Genomic DNA, 24376 nt, shown 5'->3' with positions numbered 1-24376 from the left:
ATGGAGGTTATAATCATAGAAGATGAAAAGCCAGCGGCAAGAAGATTAAGCAGATTGTTATCCGAACTCGATGTTTCGGTTTCAACGATGCTTCATTCGGTAGAAGAATCGATCGAATGGTTCCATAACAATCAACATCCCGATTTAATTTTTCTGGACATCCAATTGTCGGATGGACTTTCCTTCGAAATTTTCGATATCATCGAGGTAAAAAGTGCTATAATTTTCACCACTGCTTATGATGAATATGCCCTTCAAGCATTCAAGTTGAACAGCATCGATTATTTGTTAAAACCCATCGATGATGAAGAGCTGGAAAATGCCGTAAAAAAGTATCAAAATTTTAAGCCTGAAAACCAAAATATTTCGGTCGATTTTAACGACATAAAAAAGTTACTGGTAAACCCTTTGGAACGGGAATATAAAAAACGGTTTACGGTCAAGGTCGGACAGCATTTGAAAATTATAAATGCCGACGAGGTTGAATGTTTTTTCAGTGAGAACAAAGGTACCTATGCGGCAACTGCGGACGGCAGAAATTATTTGCTTGACACAACACTTGAACAGTTGGAGGAGGAGTTGTCCCCAAAAATTTTCTTTAGGGTCAGCCGAAAATTTTATGTGAACATCAATCATATAAACGACATCATTTCATACACCAATTCTAGGCTTCAAATCAAGTTAAACCGCTTTAACGAGCAAGAAATCATTGTAAGTAGGGAGCGAGTTAAGGACTTTAAGTTATGGTTGGAATAATGAAATTTAAAAAACTGAATTTCAACTTATTAAATTTGGTAAAAAACAACTATAAATTTTCTTTATAGTGACTTTTTTGTCCAAAATTGGCGAAATTTAGTCCACTCGGTTGTCATCAAAAGCTGAAGGCAACAATTTTGGGATCAACTTGATAAAAATAGGTAATAAAACAGCTCCGCCGGGTAACATAAAAATTGCCAAGGAAGGAATGGTTTTAAAAATATCGAGTAATTGATTTTGTACTTTTTTCCTTTCTGTAGCATCCAATTCTTTGGTCGCGGATTTGGATAAAAGGGAAACCAATTCTTTACTTTCAGCAAGTTCTTTTTTCAATCTTTTGCTGTTTCGTAAAATTAATTTACCCACATTTTTTGACATTCCTTCGTAGAATTGAACCGCCACATTTTTGTCATTTAAATACCCAATTTTTGATTTGTTTTTTTTGAAGAAAAATTGGACAAAATCCAGAGTGGATTTTACCTCATTTTCGGACTTGTCTAAATCGGTTCCCAACCTCAAAATATAATCCCATTCTTGACTGTCCAAAGACTTATCTTCCCACAAGGTCAAACAGGCCATATCCATGAAGTAATCTTTTTCACATTCCGTGAAGTTTTCTTTCAATAATTCACGATAGCTTCCGTCGAAATTTGTTCGTTCCAAATCCAAAAAAGTAAGCGATGATCCCAAAAGTTGAACCAGTTTATCATCTTCTTTTTGGGTTTCTTTGGAATTTAAGGCTTGGTATGCGATGTTGATAGTTACATATTCCAAGAGTTGGGCATGCGCTATGACCGGGGCATGTGCTTGGAGATATATTCTAAAAATCAATACATCAACATACAATAATGAATTGGTAAGGCTATTGCCAAATGCACGATTAAAGGCATTTCCACCTAAATAAATTCGGGAATCTATGAGCTTTTCGAGCTGGGATTCGGTTTGACTTCCCGTCAAGATTTTGTTCAAGAATGAAATCTTGCCCACCTCAAGGGAGTTATAATAACCGAAAACCGTATTTACAAAATGTTCGAAATTAGTATCATCCTTTTCAAATTTGTAGGTAAAATATAAGGAGGTAAGCAGATTGATCTTGGCAACTTCATCCTCGGTCAGTTCATGCTCGACACTGATAAACTGGGGAATGTCGATGTGAATTCCATAAACAAAACCGTTTCTCTTCAGTTCTTGGTAAAGGCTGTCAAAATTTGTGAACGCTTCCGGTTCATTGTTTACGAGGTGCCCAAATTTGTTGATCCAACCGGAAGCAGAAGGGTTCATTAGGTTAATGTTTACTAATCAAAAATAAAGCAAATTATAGGATTTTTCTGCGGACAGCTTTTATTAATTACGACTCGATCTGTTCGATTGGAGCGTTGTCCCCGTCTTGTTGGAGTATCTCAATGCCCTTTTGAATAACCAGATTGGTCGGAATTGTAATTCTTCTCCCGTCATCGGTCCGCATAAACAGGTAGAAGCCGCTAATGTCCTCAACCTTCCCGGTCCAATCAAAATCACTGTCCAACACTCGTATACGGTCTCCCAATCTTAACGGATGACTAAAAAATAGGATTACGCTGGCCGTTAGATTGGACAATATGGACCATTGGGCCACAAATCCGATACCTACGATAGCAAGGACCGAGGAAATGAAAACCGAGAATTCTTGCAGGTTTACACCCCATATCAAGGTTATCAGGATAATACCGATGCCATAGAAGACCAGATTACTCAAATAGAAAATAATCTTTCGGCTATTGATGTCAATGGAACTTGTTTTGCCGAAACGTCTAATGGCCCTTTTGCTTAAGGAATTGAGACCAAAAATGACAATTACCAGAATTAGCGTAATCAAGATTTCCTGTTTATAAGACATAAAATCGACCATAGTTTTTCATTTAGCGTATTGCAAATTACCTATTTCCCATGGTCGGGTGAAAAAAATGAATGGATTTAGCCATTTGATGATCCGAATGTGTCTCGAAATAGAAAAAAATGAACAAAAAAGGCACAATGATAAAGGTCATATTCTCCGAACAAGTACCGAGGTAGTTTTGATAAATTTTTAAAACATAGGCAATGAAAAAACTGGCGATTTGTTTAATGGCAGTATTGGTAGGAGCCGCAAACTGGGCTACTGCACAAGATACTACGGATAATGATGGAAGCCCTTGGCAGTTTAGGCTGCGGGGAATTGTGGTGACTCCTGATGAGAGCGCGGATATTGAAGCAATTGGAGGAGATGCTTCGATTTCCACCACCGTGGTTCCGGAATTGGATATTTCTTATTTCTTTGATGAGAACTGGTCCTTGGAACTGATTTTGGCCACCGCCAAACACGATGTGGAGGCTGTAGAAACTTCGGCAGGTGATATAGATTTGGGACATGTATGGTTACTTCCACCAACCTTGACCGGGCAATATCATTTTACCGGTGGGGACCTTGTTCCCTATTTGGGAGCCGGATTGAATTTGACATTGTTCTATGGGGTTGATGAGGGCCCCGTTGCAGACGATGTGGACTACGATACAGCAATTGGATACGCCTTGCAGGGTGGATTCGATTTTATGCTCAACGATAAATGGTTCTTGAATGTTGATGTGAAAAAACTATTTCTGAATACCGATGCCACCGTAAATGCCACCACGGCACTTGGCGCAACTGTGGTAGCTGATGTGGATATAAATCCATGGATCATTGGTTTCGGAGTAGGGGTTAAGCTTTAATTTTTGAGTATTGATTTTTAGTTGATGAAAGGAACGGCCTGTGCAATCAGGCCGTTCTTTTTGTGATACCATTGATTAAAAGAACTATTTCACTTTTAATCGAAATCCATAAACTTTGAGCTCCACTTGAATAAAATCTAGGTCTTCAGCTCTTTTAAAACCTAACTTTTCATACATTTTCCAAGCCACCTTCATAAATTCCGTGGTATGGATGACCACATTTTTATGATTTTTCTCCTTGGCTTTTTCTATGCAGGTAATACTTAGGGCCCGCCCAACTCCCAAACCTCTTCCATCGGGATGAACGGCTAAAAGTCTAAAGCCCGAAGCATTTTTTTCTTGGGGGGCTGTCCCTCCAGAACCATAATATTTCATATTTTCAAAATACAATACCCCACCAATAATTTTATTTTCAGGAGTTACGGCAACCATAAGTTCCACTCCGGGCTTTTTGGTAAAATCACCAATATTCGCTAAGGTTTTGTAATATTCTGGTTGCTCGGCCTGTTTCGGAAATCCTTCAAGCCCTGCGTAAACCTGCACCATAAGTTGACCGATGATTTTATGCTCGGGGGGTTTCGCATTTCGGACAATAAAGGGCTGTCCTGAATTGGTTTTACCATAACGGTTTTGATACCGCTCGGCAAAGCTCTGGTCATGTAGCTTTTGTTCTAGTGCAGTAAGTTTTTCTAAAAAGTCATCATCCACAAATTCTTGCAACACCTCTTGTATTCTAAGCCATTCTTTTTCAAAAATGGGCAATGCTTTTCTTCCTTTATTGGATAGCTGTATCAGTGTTTTTCTACCATCGAGGGTGTCTTTGTGGGTTTCCAAGTAACCTTCATGCTTCATTTTTCGGGTTATCTTGATCATAGCTGGGTGGGAGAACCCCAGGGCATTGGAAATTTCAGTTACGGTTAGTTCGCCTTTTTCCTTCAACAAAAGAAAAATGACGTGCCAATTGGGTTCTAAATTTAGCCCTTGATTGAAGTAGTGTGAAAAAGTACTTGAGACTATTTTTTCATTTAGTCTTTTGATACGTGCCGTAAAGCCCAAATGTCTTAATTCGGGAAGAAAATCGTTTAACATCATAAAATACGTAACTAGTTACGTAAATATAATGAAATATTCAATTGCAACTATAACAATAAAGAAAATGGGAGAGGTCTAAATGTGCTGATCAATTAGAATTGCATTACCATCCGGGTCAATTACGGTAAAACTTCCGGGGCCTGTGGAATTCTCATCGGTCTCAGATGTCAGGGTTACTCCTTCTGATTTTAGATGTTTTTGAATGGAACGCACATCATCAAAATCGGGTAAAGTCTCTGCATTTTCATTCCATCCAGGGTTGAAGGTGAGAATATTACCCTCAAACATCCCTTGGAAGATTCCAATCAACGCATTTCCATTTTTGAGTATAAAATAATTGTGTTCTTTGCTTCCCGCAAATACGGTAAACCCGAACTTTTCATAAAACGCCCTTGAGGTTTCGAGGTCTTTAACAGCTAAGCTGATTGAGAATGCTCCTAGTTTCATATCTATAGTTTTACTTTATTTTTCCATCATGGAAACCTGCACGTTTCCAACTTTCATCTTGAAATACCCATACGTTGGTTATTCGATATTCATTTTCCAAAGACTTTCCTTACCCGGTATACACGATAGAAACCTTACCAGTAACAATCGCTGAATTGGCATGGTATTCAACCTTCAAATCGCTCATTTCATAAGTCTTGATGACCAAGGTGCCAGTTTGTATTTCCTTATCCCGTTTGTCTAAATATTGAAACCAAGACTCCCTGGTTATAGCCTTGGAAGTGCTATTGGTATGTATGTAATCGTCCGTGACCAATCCGTCAAGTGTTGCCAAATCACTTTGGGCAAAGGCATTGTTGAAGCGTTCAATGGTCGGAATCAATGCGTCTTTTTGCGCTTGGGTCAGCTCTTGACTATCCGGCGCACACCCTAGGGCCAATAGAATTAGCAACACAAATGATACCATCCATGGTCTGTTTACCATACAGCTAACCTTAGTTCTTAAATGGGCTTAAAGAAAAAAGGATCCCATATGGAATCCTTTTTATGTGTTTTATTGAATAATCCCAGTACAGGCTATCCGTGCCCCAGCTGCTCCACTGGGTTGAGAAGTAAAATCATCTACGCCCTGGTGAACAATAACAGCTTTGCCTACAATGTTCTTGGTTTCATCATCACACCCTATGCACCATTCACTGGTTGCGAAATCAACAGTTGCGTTACCTTCGGCATCGGCTACAAAATTTCCGATATCACCTTTGTGATACCCGCCCTCGGCTCCCCATTTGGCATGAGGTTGAAAGGTTGGGTTCCAATGCCCTCCTGTTGACTTTCCATCGGCAGATGAGCAATCCGCCTTTTCGTGGATATGGATGGCGTGTTCTCCTTCGGTAAGTCCGCTCAAGGAGGCTTTCATGATCACATTTCCGTTTTCTTCAGTAAAGGTTACTTCACCGCTAACATTGCTGTCGCTTTTGGATTCCATGGAAAACTTGATGGACTTTACCTCAACAATTTCCTCTTGAATTTCTTCGACAATCTCCTCCGATGTGGTCTCCGCTTCTTTTTTGGCTTGTTTACAACTAAAGGCCCCAAGAAGGATAAGTCCCATGGCCATGGCATGTATTTTTTTCATTGTAAGTGTTTTTAGGATGAGGGTGAAGTTACTCATTATTTGTTCAGATGGCAATAGTTTTATTTTATTAAAAACCATGGTTTCACATCGATGAACGGTAAAAAAACTTCGACGAAATACTATTTTTGGCTTTCTCCCGTTATTTTGTATGAAGACTATTTTCTATAAATTAAACAAACCAAATAGGTGAGTACCTTAGTTCAACAACCTTCAGATTACATCAATTTTCTTATTTACTGTAAGAAGAGGAAATCTTTTTGTAAAGGGTACCACCAATCAAAGAAAGCTTGGCTCAAAGGGCAAATTGGGTATAATGAATATATCAACGCCCTGCGAAGAATACACCAAGCCGCCATAGAGCTGGAGCTGCGTTACTTCGATATTTTATACATGCGAAGGTAGTCGCAATACACCTATACCTATTCCACTAACTTTGAAATCACCTGTGTTTCGCTGTGCAGAGTTTTGTGTACAGGACATTTATCCGCAATCTGCATAATCCTTGCTTTTTGCTTGTCATCCAAATCCCCTGTTAATCGTATTTCTCGATGAAAAGTGTCGATTTTGGCACTATCACTCTCACAGTTTTGGCAATCCTCAGCGTGGGATTTGCTGTATGAGGTATGGACCTCAACATTGTCCACCACCCAGCCTTTTCGCTTTGTATACATTTGAATAGTCATGACCGTACATGCCGATAAACCAGCTGAGACCAACTCATAGGGTGAGGGACCAAAGTCGTTTCCCCCAAAGCTTTCAGGCTCATCAGCAACCATATAATGTTTACCCACCTTCATTTGGGTAGTAAAACCGTCAGCATGATTTAAACTGGCCACTACCTGATGTTTGGTTTTCAAGGGAGCCTCATTTTTTTCACCATCGGCGAGGTACCTTTTGGCCCAACCGGCAATAACTTCGCCCACATAAACTGAATCTTCCTTTTTGGAGAGCAAATGATCTGCTCCATCCAAAGAGACAAAACTTTTGGGATGATGTGCCGATACATAGATTTCCTCGGCATTTTTGATACCCACTGTGTCATCCTGTGGCGAATGCATGATGAGCAACGGTTTTCTCAAGGATTTTGCCGTTTCGGGAAGCGATTTGGTCTCTAAATCATCCAAAAATTGCTTTTTGATTGTGAAATCCCTTCCACTAAGATTAATCACGGCCTTACCCTCAGCTTGGATTTCTTCAATACCACTTTTGAGAAGATGTTTAACGTGCACCGGATTGGAAGGGGCGCCCACAGTGGCCACTGCCTTTATGGATGGTATTTCGGTGGCCGCAAAAATTGAAGCCGCTCCACCCAAAGAATGCCCTACAATAAGGGTAGGGGCTGTATAATTCTTTTCGAGATATTGCGCGGCAGCAACCAGATCTTCCACATTGCCTGAAAAATTGGTGTCTGCAAAATCACCTTCACTTTCCCCCAGTCCGGTGAAATCAAAACGCAATACACCAAACCCATTGGATGTTAACCCTTTACTTATGTTTTTGACTGCCAATAGATTTTTATTGCAGGTAAAACAGTGGGCGAATACCGCAAAATTGTGGGGATGGCTATCAGCAGGAAGTTCCAATCTTCCTACCAAAATTTGACCTAGATCGTTCTTAAAGGTTACTTTTTGTAAACTCATGTTGAGATGTTTTACAGACGACCAAGTAACAGCCGATTAGTTGTCCTTAGCCTTCTTTTTGAATACACCTCTTAAGTCGGGATTAAAGAAGAAACCTATCTGTATGCGGTCGAACACAGCATTACTAAACTGATTTCTCAGATATCCGAATTGAACACTGCTATTATCGGTAATATGAATCCCCAATGCTCCATACAAACGGTTTTGACCGAATAGGTTGTCTTGAAGGTTAATGAACAATTCATCATAGAAATTCAAGAAAAAGGTGTCAGTGAGCGGCAATGTGACTTGAATACGATAACGGGCTCTGTGTTCGGTGAAGGTATTGTCCAAATCTTTGTTATTGATAAACCTTTGTTCCAATCGATACCTATGCTCAAAGAGAAATTCCCAAACCTTGTTTTTAAGTATAAATTGCTCGAAAATACGATGCTCCAAAATCTGATTCACCAAATTTTCATCACCTTGAAACGTGGGATCTGTATCTATGTATCCATATCCGAAGGTAGCGATAGCATTCGCATCAATATGATAATTTAACCCAGTTCTCAGTAACAATTGGTTAAAATTATCAGTGGTCTCATAAAATCGAAATTGTGCCTCGGTATGGATACTGAAACGTTCAGAAACCTTATTGGTGCCAAAATACATATACCAAGCACCCCATTCATCTTCACCTGCTTGTTGGGCGTTAACTGTAAGTATAGAGGTCAATAAAACCCCTAGTAACATGAATTTTCTCATTAATCTATAGTAAAAGTTGATGTTTGTTTAAATGGAGATACATCCAAAGCTTCAATGGATTCCCTATAAGGTTTCCAATCTGAATTGAAAAAGGAATTGGTCTTTTCCAAGGCCGATTGAAGCTCTTCTTTGGCAAATTGAAGCAATCTTTTTTCCGTAGCTGTCACTCCAGTTTTTCGAGTACCTACATAAAAGCTTGCGGTGTTCAATCGCTGCATGACCGAAATCTCTGGATTTCGGGTAATCCCTTGTCTTTTATCCTCTTTGCCCAAATAGAGAGCTATAACAGAATCTATTTGTTTTACAATCGCCGTAGAGGCTTCAATGTCCTTCTTATACTTGTCTTTGTCCATATCCTTAAGCTCCTTTTGGAACTTGTTGGCCAAATTTTTACTCTCTACCAACTGCTTTACGGCATCTGCGGCGGTTTGAATATATTTTTCCAACTCCTTACCAGTAGCGTATACTTCATTTATGGAAGCACTAGAGGTTTTCAACCTTGGATCCGTCTTGACGGTCACGGTGGTGGAATCAACCGCCTCTCCATGGTGTACTTTGACTTTATAAGTTCCAGGTTTAACACTAATGCCTCCTGATTCAGATTTGTTCTTGCTGATTTTTCTTGATGGTCTGTTGGGACCTTTTTCATCAAGACTCCAATAGATTCTGTGGAAGCCTGGTTTTTTGGGAGTTTTGTATTTAAGGGTGCGAATCAGCCTATCTCCATCATAAAATTTGAAGAAAATAGAATCCTTGGCTTTTTTAGCCTCATCCTTATTGGTTTCTTCACTTTTATCGTCTTTCTTTTCCTCAGATTTGGATTTGCTTTTACCCTCCTTGAGATAATAGGTGATCATCGCTCCTGACTTTCGGTTTTCGGCATTGTACAGGGCATCGCCTCCGAAACGACTTCCTGTGGCTTGTTGATAAGCCGCCAAGTAGCCATCTGGGCTATCAAAAAGACTGATATCTTTTTGTAAAATCGATGGATTGGCAGCTAATTCCCTTAAAGGTCGAATATCATCCAAAACCCAAGCGGCCCTTCCAAAAGTACCGATGATCAAATCATTTTCGCGTGGTTGGATAACCAAATCCTTGGTTGAAACCGTTGGAAAGCCTTCAGTCCATTTTTGCCACTTGCCTCCCGCGTCGAATGAGATATAAAGTCCATCATCCGTCCCTAGAAATATAAGATTCGGATTCTTTTCATCTTCCACAACAGACAAAGCATAGCTTTCTGCATCATTGCCGTCCACGATTCTTGTCCAAGTTCTACCATAATCCCTGGTTCGGTAAACATAGGGTTCGTAATTGAACCTTCTATAATCATTGGCCACAAGTAGTGCCTCTCCCTTATTCTTCTTGGAGGCCTTGATTTGCGGAATCCAACTACCTTGTGGTAATCCCTTTATGTTTTTTGTGACCTCTATCCAGCTGCCACCTCCGTTTTGGGAATAATGAACACGTCCGTCGTCTGTTCCGACCCAGAGCATATCTTTTTCCACGGGTGATGGCTCGATAACCAAAATAGTGCAGTAATTTTCAGCACCAGTAGCGTCCATGGTAAGTCCACCACTTTCGTGTTGCTTTTGTTTTTCTTTGTCATTCGTCGTCAAATCAGGTGAGATCACTTCCCATGTCAATCCTTTATTGGTTGATTTATGTACAAATTGACTACCAAAATAAACCGTGCTGTTATCAAAAGGGTCTTGACCTATCCCAGCATTCCAGTTGAAGCGAAGCTTGGTTTTTTCATCCGGAGGTGTTGGTCTGACGATGTAGTTGTTCCCGGTTTTCCAATCGTATCGCGACACAAAACCTTGCTGACTCATGGCATAACCAAATTGATTGTCATCTAGATCAGGGACTACGTCAAAACCATCACCAAAGGCGATTTCCTGCCAATAACTGTTTCGTATGCCCTGTGCACGCCAGACATATGCTGGACCCCGCCAAGAGCCATTGTCCTGCATTCCACCATAAACATTATAAGGATATTCATTATCTATATTGATATGGTAGAATTGCGCCACCGGAAGATTCCCAATAAAACGCCATGTTTTGCCTCCATCTTTGGTGATGTTGACACCCCCATCATTACCATCGATCATAAATTGTCCGTTCTCGGGATGGATCCACCAGGCATGATGGTCTGGATGCACGCCATTGTTTACTTGATAAGCGGGCATTAGTTGCTTAAAATTCTTTCCTCCATCTTCGGAAACATTCACGTAAGTAAAAATTGAATAGACGCGATTTTCATTTTGAGGATCCGTATAGATTTCGGAATAGTAAAAAGGGCGATTGCCAATATCGTTTTTGTCATTGACCTTTTTCCACTTAAAACCGCCGTCCTCTGACTTATAGAGCGCATTTTTCTGGGCTTCTACGAGGGCATAAACAATGTTGGGTTTGTTCTTTGCAATGGCAATACCTATGCGTCCGAGTTCTCCCTTTGGAAGACCGTCTTCATCGGTTAACTTTTTCCAATTGGCCCCACCATCATGGGTAATGTAAAGCCCACTTCCGGCTCCACCCGATTTAAAAAACCAAGGGTCACGTTTGTGCTCCCACATAGCTGCAATCAGTTTGTTGGGATTGGATGGGTCCATTACCAAATCGCCGATGCCCGTTTTGTTGTTCACAAAGAGGATTTTGTTCCAGGTTTTACCGCCATCCGTGGTTTTATAAACGCCACGTTCGGGGTGCACTCCCCAGGGAGACCCAATTGCCCCGACATAGACCACATCTGGATTAGTCGGATCAATAATCACCCTATGGATATGCCTGGTCTTTTCAAGTCCCATGGACTTCCAAGTTTTACCTCCATCAAGGGATTTATAAACACCATATCCGCCATTTAGGCTGTTTCTGGGATTTCCTTCACCGGTTCCCACCCATAGTACTGATGGATTGGATTGCTGAATAGCTACGGCACCAATGGAAGCGGTGACCTCTTTATCAAAAATTGGTTCCCATTTAATTCCACCAGAGGTAGATTTCCAAAGGCCTCCTGAAGCCGTTCCGACATACATGACATCCGGTTTGGAATGGACTACATCTATGGAAGTGACCCGTCCGCTCATTCCAGCGGGACCGATGTTCCTTGGTTTCATATCCTGAACCAAATCCATTGAAAATTCTTGTGAAAAAAGGGGGAAAGATGCCAATAGCATCAATAGTGTGTAGAAATATTTCATTGTTGGTAAATTGCTCGGCTAAAGATACCAAAAACGGCAAGTGGATTTCTTAAAAAGGTGTTAAGGGAAATGGACGAGGAGTCCTCCATCATCAGACAACTTCGTCCATTTTGGTAGCTTACCGAATAGGATTCAATTCATAGCTGCCCTGTCAGCAATTTCTTTTAGTCTTTTTTCAATATCAGCGCTGGATATCCATGTGCCACGGGCCATAACCCCAGAAACTTTGGTGCAGTTCTTAAGGTCATCCAGAGGATTGGAGGTAAGAAGGACCAAATCTGCTTCCAAACCTTCCTTGATCTCACCGAAAGTATCTTCCATTTCAAAAAAGATAGCTGGATTGATCGTAGCGGATTGCAAGATTTCCAAAGGTTGCATTCCCGCTCTTGCCATTCCTTTCATTTCATGTTGCACTGAAAAACCTGGAACATTGAACAACTGTGGAGCATCCGATCCAAAAAGCATTCCATGGCCATTGTCTTGTAGTTTTTTGATCAGGCTCATTCGAATTGCATCAAATTGCTCCCATTGGGACACCGCGAAACCTGAATTCTCCATGGTCTGGACTTTTACCCGTCTCCAATTGTCTAATGTGGATTTGGGCATGTATTTCATTTCGGGTTCCGCCAATAGACTGTCAACATTTGTAGGTGCAAACCATCGTTCAAATAGACTTTGGGTAGGAACAATCCATACCTTGTTATCCTTGGATAATTGCACCAATTCATCAATTTTTGTGGTATCTGCCAGAGGGGCGAAATTGTAACCAAAAAAGCCATTGGAAGTAGGATCGACGTTTTCAGATTCTGGAACCAATCCTTCCAAAAATCCATCGACATGGTCAATGGATACAAACTTGCTCTCGAGTGCGTGGCGGATACCCACATCAACGGGAACGTGTCCGGCAAAAGAGATTCCGACTTCATTCGCTGTCTTTACCAGCTGATCGAATACATTTCGCTGAATCCCGGGATGGATTTTCAGAAAATCATAGCCATCTTTTTGATAAGCCGTAACTTTTTCAATGGCCTCTTCCTCTGTTTTTACCGTATTCCCATTCAGTGAGGGACTCGATGTAAATATTCTTGGACCTAAAACCTCACGATCTTGAACTTGTTTCCTAAGGGTCAAATGATTGGGATGTCCCAACATACCCCTGATTGTTGTGACCCCTTGTGATAAGTACAAAAACAATACATCTTCGAGGCGCTCCTTGGAGGTAGGAGGCTGAGGAATGTGCGCATGCATTTCCGCCATTCCGGGAATTACAAATTGTCCTTCAGCATCAATGACCGTATGGTATTTTGATAGATCATCGATTTCCAACGCATTGATTTGCTTTATTCTCCCAGAGTCGATAAAAATGTTCTGACCTGTTTTGACCTGCCCTGTTCGGACATCAATAATATTGGCCTTGGAAATAAGCATTAGGGTAGGACTAATCTCTTCGGCCTTCTGTTTTGTCTGACATGAACTCCCGATGGTGCATACAAGCAGGAGAAGGGTGATTTTTTTAAATGTAGCTTTCATGGTTACTGTATTTCGGATGCATTCAAAAGTTTGTCAAGCTGTTCAGCAAATAACTTATCCCTTTGAGTACTGCATATGGTTTTAGGGTATTATAATGTTTCCAACAGATTGGAATCCAAAAGGACAAGTTACAAGTTCGGCAATTTTTCCATCCGAAATACGTCCAAAATCAGCATTCTTTTTGAAAAGAAGCTCAGTTTAGAGCCGATGCGTTATCTGCTTCCTGGATTTCTGGATTTGATATTGGCCGCACAACACTGGATGATTTCCTTTATCCTTTTTTGTCGCGTTTCTTCCCTTTTTGCTTGATGAAGCCAATAGAGGTAACTTTTACGCTGTCCATGCGTAAAGTTCCGAAAATTTTCGAAAGCGGTTTTATCGGAATCAAAGGCTTTTTGTAAATCTTGGGGAACAACACCATTTTCCACATCGTCCAAAGCGATCCATGAACCATTTTTTTTGGCTGTTTCTATGATGTCATGACCGCTTGTATGCATCAAACCACTTTTGATTAGATCTTTGATGTGGTCTTTATTTACTTTGCTCCAAACGCTCTTGGGCTTTCTTGGACAGAAGTATTGCCTGCGTTTACCATCTCCCAAGCTTTTGACGGTACTATCTATCCATCCATAACACAGGGCAACACGAACCGCCTCTTCCCAACGCATGCTTTCCATTTCATGGTCCACTTTGTACAGAATCAGGTAGATTCCTGAGGATGCAGCATGGTTTTTATGGAGCCAGTCCCTCCATTCAGCATCATTTTTAAAATAATGTTCAGGATAGTTGGTCAATTTATATTTTTTCGGTTTCTATATAAAAATTGATATCAAATATTGGGTCGGTTCCCTTTAGCGTTTCGGTTTTCCATTCAGCGTTTGGAAATATCCAATGCTCCTTTGCATCCACAAAAATGCGAATGGGCATATCAAAATCTTCTACGATATTCACATACCTGTATTTTAGGGTTTTCCCATCGATGGAATACTCCAGTTTTGGAATCATTGTGGTTCTCAAGTACTGGTTGAAGAAAGCAGAGAGGTCTTTTCCGGTTTTTTCACTGATATAGTTTTCAATTTGTGTCGAGGTTACCGTCTGGTGGTAAAACTCCTCGTTCAACCCTCTTAGCACCTGCCTCCACAATTCATCATCCTCTATCAACTGCCGAAGCGTATGAAGCATATTTGCACCCTTATAGTACATATCACCCGAACCTCTTTTGTTTACATTATACGGACCGATTATAGGTCGGTCGTTTTGAATATTGAAACGTGTGCCGATGACATATGCTGCTGAAGCTTCTTTTCCAAAGTGATAATCCAAATACAAGTTTTCAGAATAGGCTGTAAATGATTCATGAATCCACATATCCGCTATGTCTTTGTAGGTAATGTTATTGGCAAACCATTCATGTCCACCTTCATGGATAATAATAAAATCAAACTTTAACCCCCAACCCGATTTGGAGAGATCGCGACCCAAATAACCATTTAGATATTGGTTTCCATAGGTGACCGAACTTTGATGCTCCATGCCCAAATAGGGCACTTCGACAAGCTTGAAGCTATCCTCATAAAATGGATATGGCCCAAACCAGTGCTCAAAGGCTTCAAGCATTAAAGAGGTTTGTTTAAACTGCTCTTCAGCCTTTTTCAGATTGTGACGTAAAACGTAATAATCGAGATCCAGTTCTCCTTTTTCACCTTGGTATTTTTCACCAAAATGCACATAATCACCAATATTTACATTGACACAATAATTGTTTATAGGATTGGAGACGAACCAGGTATAGATCTTATCGTCCTTGTTTTTATCCACTCTTCGAAGCCTTCCGTTGGAGACATTCATTAATGATTTCGGAACGGCCACACTTATCCGCATGCTATCCACTTCATCATACATATGATCTTTGTTGGGCCACCAAACGCTGGCGCCCAATCCTTGGCAGGAAGTTGCCGCAAATGGGTTTCCTTTTTTGTCCCTTTCCCATGAAAAACCGCCATCCCAGGGAGCCCGTATGGCTTTTTTAGGTTCTCCGGAATATTTTACAACCACATGATTGTAGGTTCCAGGAACTTGTTTCTTCTTCAATTTCACAAAATGAGCTGCTCCCTCCATAGTGAAGTCGAGTTCTTTTCCATCTTGCGAAACAGATTCTATCTTAAGTGGCTTTTGCAGGTCTACCTGAAGTACGTCGGCCTCTTCCAGCACTTTGTATCGAATAACATTATAGCCTCCGATAGTTTCCGTTTCAGGGTCGACCTTAATATTCAAATCGTAATAATTTAAATCCCACCAGGCACGTTCTGGGGTTATGCTTCCCCGAAGCGTATCTTGTCTAGTAAAATTTTGGGCTACTGAAATATGTATTGCGCATATAATCAGAAAGGGTGTGAAAAAATGTTTCATATGTTGCTATCAAAACTTATGGCCTTACTCGAAATGACCGATACTATCTAAAAATCTTATTTGGGAAAGTCACTGGACTTTCATGCCCATCTTTTCCCACGGCTGCTACTCCAAAAAAGAAATTGTCAATAACAATGCCATTTAAGGTATATTCTGAAATATCACCGACATATCTTGAATGGTCCCATGTTGGTGAAGTAGTGTCTCGCCAATATATTTTGTAACCTATAGCTCCTTCGACCTTATTCCATCTTAGTTTGGCCGAAGGTTCAACGATACCGCCAATTTCAACTGTGGATGGGGCAGGGGGAGCCCAAGCTATAGAAGCCAAGTTGATCGCGTTGACCGCGGTTAGCTTAGTAGCATATTCAAAATTCACATGTTCCAGAACATCTCCATACGCAATGCCATTCTCCGTTCTAATATCTTGATGTTGTTGGGTGTAATTCTCATGGGCTTCCATGATTCGAATTCCAGCGAAACCAACATCGTTAAAGGGTCTGTGGTGTCCACCTCTTCCAAAACGGTCCAAGCGATAGACCATTATTGGGTTCATGTCGGGCATATAAGTTTTAGTTGTTTTGTGCACGTATCTGGCCAATTGACGGGAAATCCCATCAACCTCACCACCATAAAACCGTCTTGCCCTACGTTGGTCTTCAGTTTCCGTTGGAGGCACGGGTTCGGAGAAGATCCGGAAGTCGCGGTTACTGACCACGCCGTCCACACCGGTGATATTCCCAATCATGTCGTTATTCAGAATTCCTATTATTTCCCAGCCATTTTCCTTGGCGTGGGCGGCCAAACCTTTTCCACCAAAAAGCCCTTGCTCTTCACCAGAAAGGCCGACGTACATGATGCTGTTTTCAAATTGGTATTTGGACAATACCCTAGCGGCTTCAATGGCTCCAGCCATTCCGGTGGCATTATCATTGGCTCCGGGTGCATCTGAGGTGTAATCATTGGCATCGCTTACACGGGAATCGATATCCCCGCTCATGATGATAAAACGATTTGGGAATTTGGTCCCTCTTTGTATGGCGACAACATTTACCACCCAAACATCCTTGACAATTCTTGAGCCTTCTCCTTTTTTGACGAAGTTCTTCTGGTAGAATACCTCAAGGCATCCATTACATGCTGACGAAGTCTTCTCGAATTCTGATTTTATCCATCTTCTTGCAGCACCAATCCCCCGGGTTTGCGAAATCGTATCGCTCAAGGTATGACGTGTTCCAAAATTGGCAAGTGTTGTGACATCCCCCTTAATTCGTTCTATAGAAACGTTTTCAATGATATCGTATAAACGGGAATCAGATTGGGAGAAAATCGGTGAAAGACAAAATAGCGCAAGCAATAATGCGTAGAACTGTTTCATTCACAATCGTTTTTTTGTTTTAGAAGTCCATGAAAGTACTAAAAATCGACAAAAGGATAAGGCAAACAAAAAACAAAATAAAACTTGGACCAATACTATTGTTTAGAGGATCAGAGGAGGTCTATCTAATAAAAGTAACCCTTGCGATTTTCCCATCTTCTACTTCATAAATAGCTACTGCACTGAAATTGGACCCGTTGACTATGACAAACTCTTCATCAATCACTTTGTTCCCTATTACGATGCGATTTTTAATCTCACAATGAAGGTCAGGTGTTGATTCAAAAAAGGTTCCATAGGATGCTTTCATTTTGGCTGCACCTTTTCGGAAGAGCTTATGGGGAAAGTTAAATAGTTCGATGTCGTCAGCATAGGTGGACATAAAAGCATCAATATCTCGCGCATTGTAGGCCTCTAATTGCAATTGAACAACAGATTCCGAATCATGGGTCTCTCTATCGGGAAAGATAAATCGCATGGAGTCAATTTGCCCGTTGCTCACTTCATAGATTGCTACCTGATGTCCTTTACGGCCATCAACTAGTGTAACTTCTTCATCAATTACGGTATTTCCAATTTGAATGCGGTTAACAACTTCAACCTGTGCTTCTTGGGTATTTTGATAGAACCGGTCATAGTTTTCGGTCATTTTTTGCCTTCCCTGGTACATGGTTTCGTTGGGAAACCGTTGTACCAGTACATCTTCGGCATAACATGATACAAAACCCAACAAATCTGCACTGTTAAAAGTGCTCACTTGCCTGTCGATCAGCTTTTGTATGGATTCTTCCGCGACAAATGCCAATCTGGTGCGGTTTTCATTTACGGTGATCCGGCTGATGTTATTGATTTCCTTTTGTTGAAATTCAATAACTGGACTCCATCCATCACCCTTTTCGGTATCAAATTTCATCAATGACTTTTCAACTCCGGTTAAAATATTTGTGGCATTTAGCCAGCAGATATCCTCGCTTTCTTCAGGAACATCAGCAATAACTTTGATAGTTTTGGAGTTCGGATCAATTGATTTTATCTGCCATGGACTTTCCCTTTTACTTATATAACTGATCAGCTCAGAGTTAGGAATTTTAGAAAGGGAACGCCCCACATTTCTTTGTAGCGTGCGGTTGGTACCATCCTTAAGATTACTCATGACCAAATCCAATCGGTTATCAACCAAGACGGAAGAAATCAAAATACTGTCATTGTACCACACATGATACCCCACTTTTAATTGATCAAGAATAGGAGTAGGTTCTCCTGTATCCAAATCATATTCATAAAGCAGTTGCAATCCGTCCAAGTCCAATCGAATCGCGGAAACCGCATTCTTACCAGGAATTTTCAATGGGGAATATTCACTTCCAGTCGGGGTATTGGAAATCCATGAAGTAGTGCTTCCAGCTTCAATATTGAACCTTCTAATATCCGTCTGGTCCGCTCTTGTTGACGAAAAGAGGATAGTGTTGTTGTTTAAAAATGAAGGTTGATTGTCATATCCTTCGTTGTTCGAAATGTTCTTTGGATTGGTCAATACTGGATTTCCCTGTTCCATGGACAAATCAAACAGATACACATCCGTGTTCACCTGCCCATATAGTGAAGTCATGAGCAGGAACGCAATCAAGAATTTGGGGTTCATTATGTTGCTAATCTTTTTAAAAGTGTTCTAACGCGTTTGGTACTTTCAACATGGTACTTGGCCTGGGTTTTCTTTAACCCTACTTTGACCGTTACCGCTGAATCGGGCAACTCCTCGAACATAAATTCATCTGTCCAGTCGTCACCTATGGCAAGGACAAAATCATAATCATCCTCCCCTAATATACGAACGGAAGCCCTGCCTTTGTTCACATTGCTACTTTTTATCTCTACAACCTTGTTGCCATTGAGTACACTGATATCATCATTCCCAATGAGACTTGTGAGAACGGTATTGAGTTCTGTGGCTCTTTTTTCACCAAAATCAGGGTCAGTACTGCGGTAATGCCAGGCTAGGGAATAGTTTTTCTCCTCGATAAAAGAACCGGGTGTACGATCCACAAATGATTCCAGTACTGGCTTAATTTTTTCCATCCACTCACCCTTTACTTTTTCCAGAAGTTTAAACTCTTCGCCTTCCCTTGAAATCCACACCCCATGCTCGACGATCATGTTGTATTTTTTGTGCAGGAACCATCGGGTAAAGGTTTGCTTGTCCCTTCCACTGATCAAATACAAGGTGGTGTTCTTTTGATTTTGCAGTTTGTCCAAAAGTTGGTACAGCTCGTCATCTGGGGATGCTTTCTGGGGGTCTTTGTGAAATCCTGCAAGTGTTCCATCGTAATCCAAAAACAAAAGGCGTTTTTTAGCCTCCACATAATTTTTGCCCACCTTTTCAAGAATGGTATCGGACATTTTTTTGGATTTATGTGTTTGTTCTCCTTCACTCTTTTGGTTAAGGGCGCCCATAAATTCATTGGCCCAAACTTCCACATTGTAACGCTCTAATCTGTTTTGAAGAAACATGTTGCGTGCAACTTGCTCCTCACGCGGCATGGTAATCGCCTTTTTCAAGGTATCTGCTTGCTGTTCGAAATTATTTGGGTTGATCAATAGTGCCTCGTTCATTTCATAGGCGGATCCCGCCATTTCACTTAAAATCAAAACCCCTGTTTTGTCGATTCGTGTAGCGATGTACTCCTTGGCGACTAAATTCATGCCGTCACGAAGCGGTGTCAACCAAGCAATGTCGCTAGAAGTATATAGATCGATCAAATTTTCAAAGGGTAGGGAACGATAGAAATACCAAATTGGGGTCCAATTTACGGTTGACAGTTCACCGTTAATCCTACCCACCAATTCGTCGATCTCTTTTTTGAGCAATTGGTATTGCGGAACATTGGAACGTGATGGGACGGCCAATATGATCAACCGAACCTTTTCTTTGTATTCGGGATACTTGTTCAAGAAGTATTCGAAGGCATTGATTCGTTTGGCAATTCCTTTACTGTAATCCAATCGATCTATGGAAAGGATGAGTTTGGTGTCGGGTGCCGAAGCTTTGTGATCATCCAATTTCATCTGAAGATCACTACGTTTTTCATCAGTGTTTTTGGAATTCGCAATGGCAGCATCCTTAAATTTTTTGTAATCGATTCCCATTGGGAAAGAATCGACCTTGATGACACGATGATCTAGATAAATATCGTTGAAACTTACATCCAGTCCTAAAAGCCTTCTGACGGAGCTTAAAAAGTGACGTTCGTAATCGTAAGTGTGAAAACCGATTAAATCTGATCCCAAAAGTCCTTCCAACACTTCTTCACGCCAAGGGAGCGTCCTAAAAATCTCATAGGAGGGGAAGGGAATGTGCAGAAAGAATCCAATAGAGGTATTGGGTCTTTTTTCCCTTACCATTTGTGGAACCAGCATGAGTTGGTAGTCATGGACCCAAATGGTATCACCTTCATCTGAATGCTCAATAATGGCATCGGCGAATTTCTGGTTTACGGCTTTATAGATATTCCAAAATTCGAGTTCGAACTCCGAGTATTCCAGAAAATAATGAAACAGTGGCCAAACGGTACGGTTGCTAAAACCAAAATAAAATCCCTCCATTTCCTTGATGGTAAGATTGACCTTAGCGCATCCATGTTGTTCCAGAGCCTTGTCAATTTCCTTTTCAAGAGATGATGGTGTATCCTCTTCTGTAAGTCCAGACCATCCAATCCAAAGACTTTCTCCACCACTATGAACCGATTTCATACCGGTTGCCAATCCTCCGACACTTGGAATGGCAGTTAGGCCACCATCACTTATTTGCAACTGAACTGGCAGCCTATTGGAAATAATTATAGTTTTACTCATGAAAGGTGATTTTAGGACCAAAATGTAATAAAATTCCTATTTTTTCGATTTATAATAAGGTGAAAACCGAATAATAACCAACAGAAATACACATCCTGACTATGGATAACCTAAATTACGGAATAATTGGAAATTGTAGAAGTGCCGCATTAATTTCTGACACAGGTTCTCTGGACTGGTGTTGTTTGCCACAATTTGATTCAACTTCAGTGTTCGCCAAGCTTTTGGATGACAAGAAGGGCGGCAGCTTTGAAATCCGTACAAAATACAATTACGAAATACATCAAGAATACCATCGAAATACGGCCATATTGGTTACACGCTATTCCGATGGGGAAAATACTTTTGAGGTGCACGATTTCATGCCCAGATACCACAAGCTTACGGGCAAATACAACGCTCCTCCGGAGATTGTGCGTTATATAAAACATATTTCTGGAGCTCCCAGGTTCAGCGTTTTGTACGATCCCAAATTGGAGTATGCACAGGGTCAGACCACGCATCATATGAAGAAGAACTTTATTGTTAGTTTGACCAGCAAGCAGAAGTTTGATACCCTATTCCTCTATACCTCCTTCAACAAAAGACAGATTCTGGAAGGCGATGAGATCATTCTTAAAGAGGATGGCTATTTTTTGATTTGTTACAACGAAAAGATTTTCAGGCCGACTACCGAAAAAATATCTCTTGAACTCGAACGAACCAAAATCTATTGGTTGGATTGGGTCGATAGAACTCCTACGTACAAGCAGTTCAATGCGGAGATTATGCGGAGTGCCATAACGCTCAAATTGCTCACATACGATAAAACTGGAGCTGTTTTGGCCGCGGCTACCACTTCCTTACCCGAAACCATTGGAGAAGTCCGCAACTGGGATTATCGGTTTTGTTGGATAAGGGATGCATCCATGGTTATTAAGGTGATGTCGGAATTGGGACATAAGAATTCGGCGAGGAGATATCTTCAGTTCATTATTGATTTGATGCCCGACAAAGACGAGAAGCTTCAAATTATGTACGGCATCAACAGGGAAAAGACACTTACAGAAAAGACTCTTGAGCATCTTGATGGGTATCGAGGTTCAAAACCTGTTAGAATTGGTAATGCTGCCTATAAACAAAAGCAAAACGACATTTATGGCATTTTGATGGATGTTATTTATGAGCAGTTGGTACGCTTTGAGAACGATATTGAAAATGGAGAAGACCTTTGGAGTATCACCAAGGGAATTGTTTGGATTGTGAACAAACACTGGAGAGAACCCGACAAGGGAATTTGGGAGTTCCGAGGCGAGGATAGGCATTTTACCTTTTCCAAGGTGCTATGCTGGGTAGCGATTGATAGAGCCATAAAAGTGGCCAAAATCTTTGGAAAAGAACGCAAACTTGAGCAGTGGACCGTGCTTGAACAAGAAATAAAGAATGATATCCATGAACATGCTTGGAACCCAGAAGTCAATGCTTTTGTACAATCCTATGGATCGGACCATTTGGATGCCTCGGTACTGTTGATGGAATCCTATGGATTCATTCATGCCAAAGATCCAAAATTTGTTAGCACCGTAAGGGCTATTGAAGAAGATTTGAACAACGATGGACTGCTATACAGATATAAAAATGAAGATGATTTCGGACTTCCTTCGTCCTCATTTACCATATGTACTTTCTGGTTTATCAATAGTTTGTTCAAAATAGGGGAGGAGGATAAGGCCCTGGCTTATTTTGAACGTTTATTGGGGTACAGCAATCATCTGGGATTATTCAGCGAGGATATTGATTTCAAGAGCAAACGTTTACTTGGAAACTTCCCGCAGGCCTATTCTCATTTAGCTTTAATAGAATGCGCCATCAATTTCTCGAGAAAGAAAAGTGAGGAAAAAATTCTGGAATCAATCAGCTAACCTGACTGGCAAGGAGTTTCTCCGCAGCAATTTTGATTTTTCCCAATAGGGATTTCAGGTGCTCCACTGTGGTGAACGGATTCATTAAGGTAGTCCTGAGATAATGTATACCATTCAATTTGGTTTGTACCAAATAGAATTCCCCATCTTCCAATAGGTGTTGTCGAATGGATTGGTTCAAAACATTGGATTCCTCCAAAGACAGCCCACCAACTACATATCTGAAGCATAAAATATTGGACATAGGTTCTACGGCAAGCTCAAAATCCTTGTCGCGATTAAGAATTTCGGCAAATGCTTTGGCCAAATCGTAGAGCTCGGTCACATTCTGGTCAAAAACTTCCTCACCATACAACTTGAGCAGTATAAACCAATGAAGACTCATCATGGTTTTCGTGCATTCAAAAGTTCGTTTCCCTCCATTATACCAGTCCTCTTCATCCGTATCTGTCAATAGATAATCGGCTTTTTGACTAAATGTGGTATGCGAATGTGCACCTTCTTTAAAAATGAGTGCTGTTGTAATGGTGGGCATCATCAACATTTTATGACCATCGATTACCACCGAATCGGAGTTTTCTATACCCTTCAACAAGTGCTTATATTTTTGGGAAAAAATGGCCGCTCCACCGTGGGCACCGTCAACGTGGAACCACAGGTCATGTTGTTTCGCAAAATTCGCAACGGCTTCCAAATCATCATAGATTCCCGTAGCGGTGGATGGGGCACTGCCCACAATAGCGAAGATTTGAATCCCTTGGTTTTTTGCATCTTGATATAAAGCTTCCAACTGAGAAACATCCATGGTGAATTCTTTGGTAACAGGAATTTTTATTATTCCCTGTTCGCCAAGCCCCATGATTTTTGCAGCTCTATCCACGCAATAATGCGCCTCCTCACTTACCATGATGCCCAATGGTTTTGTATGCCCCTTATTCCACACATCATGTTCAACCTTAGCTTTTCGGGCGGCGAGCAGCGCGGTAAGATTGGCTAGCGTACCTCCAGAGGTCAATATTCCCCTTGAATCGGAATCATATCCTATTTTTTGACCCAATAAGTCCGTTGTGATACGTTCCATGGCTGTAGGGGACATGCCCATTTCATATACCGCCATGCCATTGTTCATCAAGGAAACCAACATTCCGGTAAGCGCGGTTATGGGTGCAGGTGGCGCCACTTGATGCCCAACATATTTTGGATGGTGCGTGTGGGTGGTTCGTTGCAGTACTTCAGCAAAGAAATTTTCGCTTTTGCCGTGCTCTAAAAAATCTTTCCACGCATCCAACTCATTATCAGGTGTGTTCCAAGATATGGTCTTAGGATTTTTACCGGATAGTGTATGTTTTAAATGATTTGTCAATAGCTCTATAAGCTTATGACCGGTGCTGTTGAAGTTCTCGGTTGAATATGCTGCATCAAGTAATTTTCTTGGCATCGGATAAAGTTGTGATTCGTTAGGACTGTGCAAGTTCGAAATGATTTATCAAAAAACTATTCCATTTGCAATTTGTTTAACAAAATTGTTCCGTTGATTTAGAGCCATAAAAAAACCGCCCCAAGAGGAG

19 protein-coding genes are annotated in these 24376 nt (G+C 41.0%); 3 read left to right on the top strand and 16 right to left on the bottom strand.

What is annotated here, in order from left to right; all coding sequences use genetic code 11:
• Complete coding sequence (locus ACULLH_RS07895; RefSeq protein ID WP_454088199.1) at positions 1-756, top strand: LytR/AlgR family response regulator transcription factor; 756 nt, start codon at positions 1-3, stop codon at positions 754-756.
• Positions 757-852: 96 nt separating this feature from the next.
• Here ACULLH_RS07895 and ACULLH_RS07890 read toward each other — a convergent pair whose 3' ends face one another.
• On the bottom strand, positions 853-2037 hold the full coding sequence (locus ACULLH_RS07890) for an LETM1-related biofilm-associated protein (RefSeq protein ID WP_454088198.1): 1185 nt from the start codon (positions 2035-2037) through the stop codon (positions 853-855).
• 67 nt (positions 2038-2104) lie between these two features.
• On the bottom strand, positions 2105-2644 hold the full coding sequence (locus ACULLH_RS07885) for a mechanosensitive ion channel domain-containing protein (RefSeq protein ID WP_454088197.1): 540 nt from the start codon (positions 2642-2644) through the stop codon (positions 2105-2107).
• 191 nt (positions 2645-2835) lie between these two features.
• Between ACULLH_RS07885 and ACULLH_RS07880 the strand changes: the two genes are divergently transcribed.
• The gene (locus ACULLH_RS07880; RefSeq protein ID WP_454088196.1) at positions 2836-3483 is read left to right on the top strand and encodes an OmpW/AlkL family protein; all 648 of its coding nucleotides are present in this window, start codon (positions 2836-2838) and stop codon (positions 3481-3483) included.
• 84 nt (positions 3484-3567) lie between these two features.
• On the opposite strand, the gene ACULLH_RS07875 is transcribed toward ACULLH_RS07880, so the two are convergent.
• The 13 genes from ACULLH_RS07875 to ACULLH_RS07815 all read right to left on the bottom strand — a co-directional run bounded on the left by ACULLH_RS07875 (position 3568) and on the right by ACULLH_RS07815 (position 20907).
• Positions 3568-4575, bottom strand: coding sequence for a GNAT family N-acetyltransferase (locus tag ACULLH_RS07875; RefSeq protein WP_454088195.1), 1008 nt, complete (start codon positions 4573-4575; stop codon positions 3568-3570).
• Positions 4576-4650: 75 nt separating this feature from the next.
• Complete coding sequence (locus ACULLH_RS07870; RefSeq protein WP_454088194.1) at positions 4651-5022, bottom strand: VOC family protein; 372 nt, start codon at positions 5020-5022, stop codon at positions 4651-4653.
• Positions 5023-5131: 109 nt separating this feature from the next.
• On the bottom strand, positions 5132-5488 hold the full coding sequence (locus tag ACULLH_RS07865; RefSeq protein WP_454088193.1) for a nuclear transport factor 2 family protein: 357 nt from the start codon (positions 5486-5488) through the stop codon (positions 5132-5134).
• An 87-nt stretch (positions 5489-5575) separates the two neighbouring features.
• Positions 5576-6157, bottom strand: coding sequence for a superoxide dismutase family protein (locus ACULLH_RS07860; protein ID WP_454088192.1), 582 nt, complete (start codon positions 6155-6157; stop codon positions 5576-5578).
• Between the two features lie 419 nt (positions 6158-6576).
• Positions 6577-7797 (bottom strand): bifunctional alpha/beta hydrolase/OsmC family protein, encoded by a 1221-nt coding sequence (locus ACULLH_RS07855; RefSeq protein ID WP_454088191.1) that lies wholly within the window; start codon positions 7795-7797, stop codon positions 6577-6579.
• A gap of 36 nt (positions 7798-7833) precedes the next feature.
• Positions 7834-8541 (bottom strand): DUF2490 domain-containing protein, encoded by a 708-nt coding sequence (locus ACULLH_RS07850; protein ID WP_454088190.1) that lies wholly within the window; start codon positions 8539-8541, stop codon positions 7834-7836.
• Positions 8541-11741: a WD40/YVTN/BNR-like repeat-containing protein gene (locus tag ACULLH_RS07845; protein ID WP_454088189.1), complete on the bottom strand. Its 3201-nt coding sequence runs from the start codon at positions 11739-11741 to the stop codon at positions 8541-8543. The genes ACULLH_RS07850 and ACULLH_RS07845 overlap by 1 nt, the downstream gene beginning before the upstream one ends.
• A gap of 132 nt (positions 11742-11873) precedes the next feature.
• Positions 11874-13271, bottom strand: a complete 1398-nt coding sequence (locus ACULLH_RS07840; protein WP_454088188.1) for an amidohydrolase family protein — start codon at positions 13269-13271, stop codon at positions 11874-11876.
• A gap of 212 nt (positions 13272-13483) precedes the next feature.
• Complete coding sequence (locus ACULLH_RS07835) at positions 13484-14065, bottom strand: YdeI/OmpD-associated family protein (protein WP_454088187.1); 582 nt, start codon at positions 14063-14065, stop codon at positions 13484-13486.
• Position 14066: 1 nt separating this feature from the next.
• Positions 14067-15680, bottom strand: a complete 1614-nt coding sequence (locus ACULLH_RS07830) for a M1 family metallopeptidase (RefSeq protein ID WP_454088186.1) — start codon at positions 15678-15680, stop codon at positions 14067-14069.
• 43 nt (positions 15681-15723) lie between these two features.
• A complete protein-coding gene (locus ACULLH_RS07825; protein ID WP_454088185.1) occupies positions 15724-17058 on the bottom strand; it encodes a M28 family peptidase in 1335 nt (444 codons plus the stop codon).
• 121 nt (positions 17059-17179) lie between these two features.
• Complete coding sequence (locus tag ACULLH_RS07820) at positions 17180-18700, bottom strand: nuclear transport factor 2 family protein (RefSeq protein WP_454088184.1); 1521 nt, start codon at positions 18698-18700, stop codon at positions 17180-17182.
• Entirely contained in the window at positions 18700-20907 is a 2208-nt protein-coding gene (locus tag ACULLH_RS07815) for a bifunctional alpha,alpha-trehalose-phosphate synthase (UDP-forming)/trehalose-phosphatase (RefSeq protein ID WP_454088183.1), read from the bottom strand. The genes ACULLH_RS07820 and ACULLH_RS07815 overlap by 1 nt, the downstream gene beginning before the upstream one ends.
• A gap of 101 nt (positions 20908-21008) precedes the next feature.
• Between ACULLH_RS07815 and ACULLH_RS07810 the strand changes: the two genes are divergently transcribed.
• Entirely contained in the window at positions 21009-22808 is a 1800-nt protein-coding gene (locus ACULLH_RS07810) for a glycoside hydrolase family 15 protein (protein WP_454088182.1), read from the top strand.
• Here ACULLH_RS07810 and ACULLH_RS07805 read toward each other — a convergent pair.
• Positions 22801-24246, bottom strand: a complete 1446-nt coding sequence (locus tag ACULLH_RS07805; protein WP_454088181.1) for a pyridoxal phosphate-dependent decarboxylase family protein — start codon at positions 24244-24246, stop codon at positions 22801-22803. The two genes, ACULLH_RS07810 and ACULLH_RS07805, sit on opposite strands and share 8 nt — an antisense overlap.
• Between the last annotated feature and the right edge of the window lie 130 nt (positions 24247-24376).

Source organism: Flagellimonas sp. 2504JD4-2, assembly GCF_053642935.1.
This window is presented reverse-complemented; position numbering and strand designations above follow the sequence as displayed.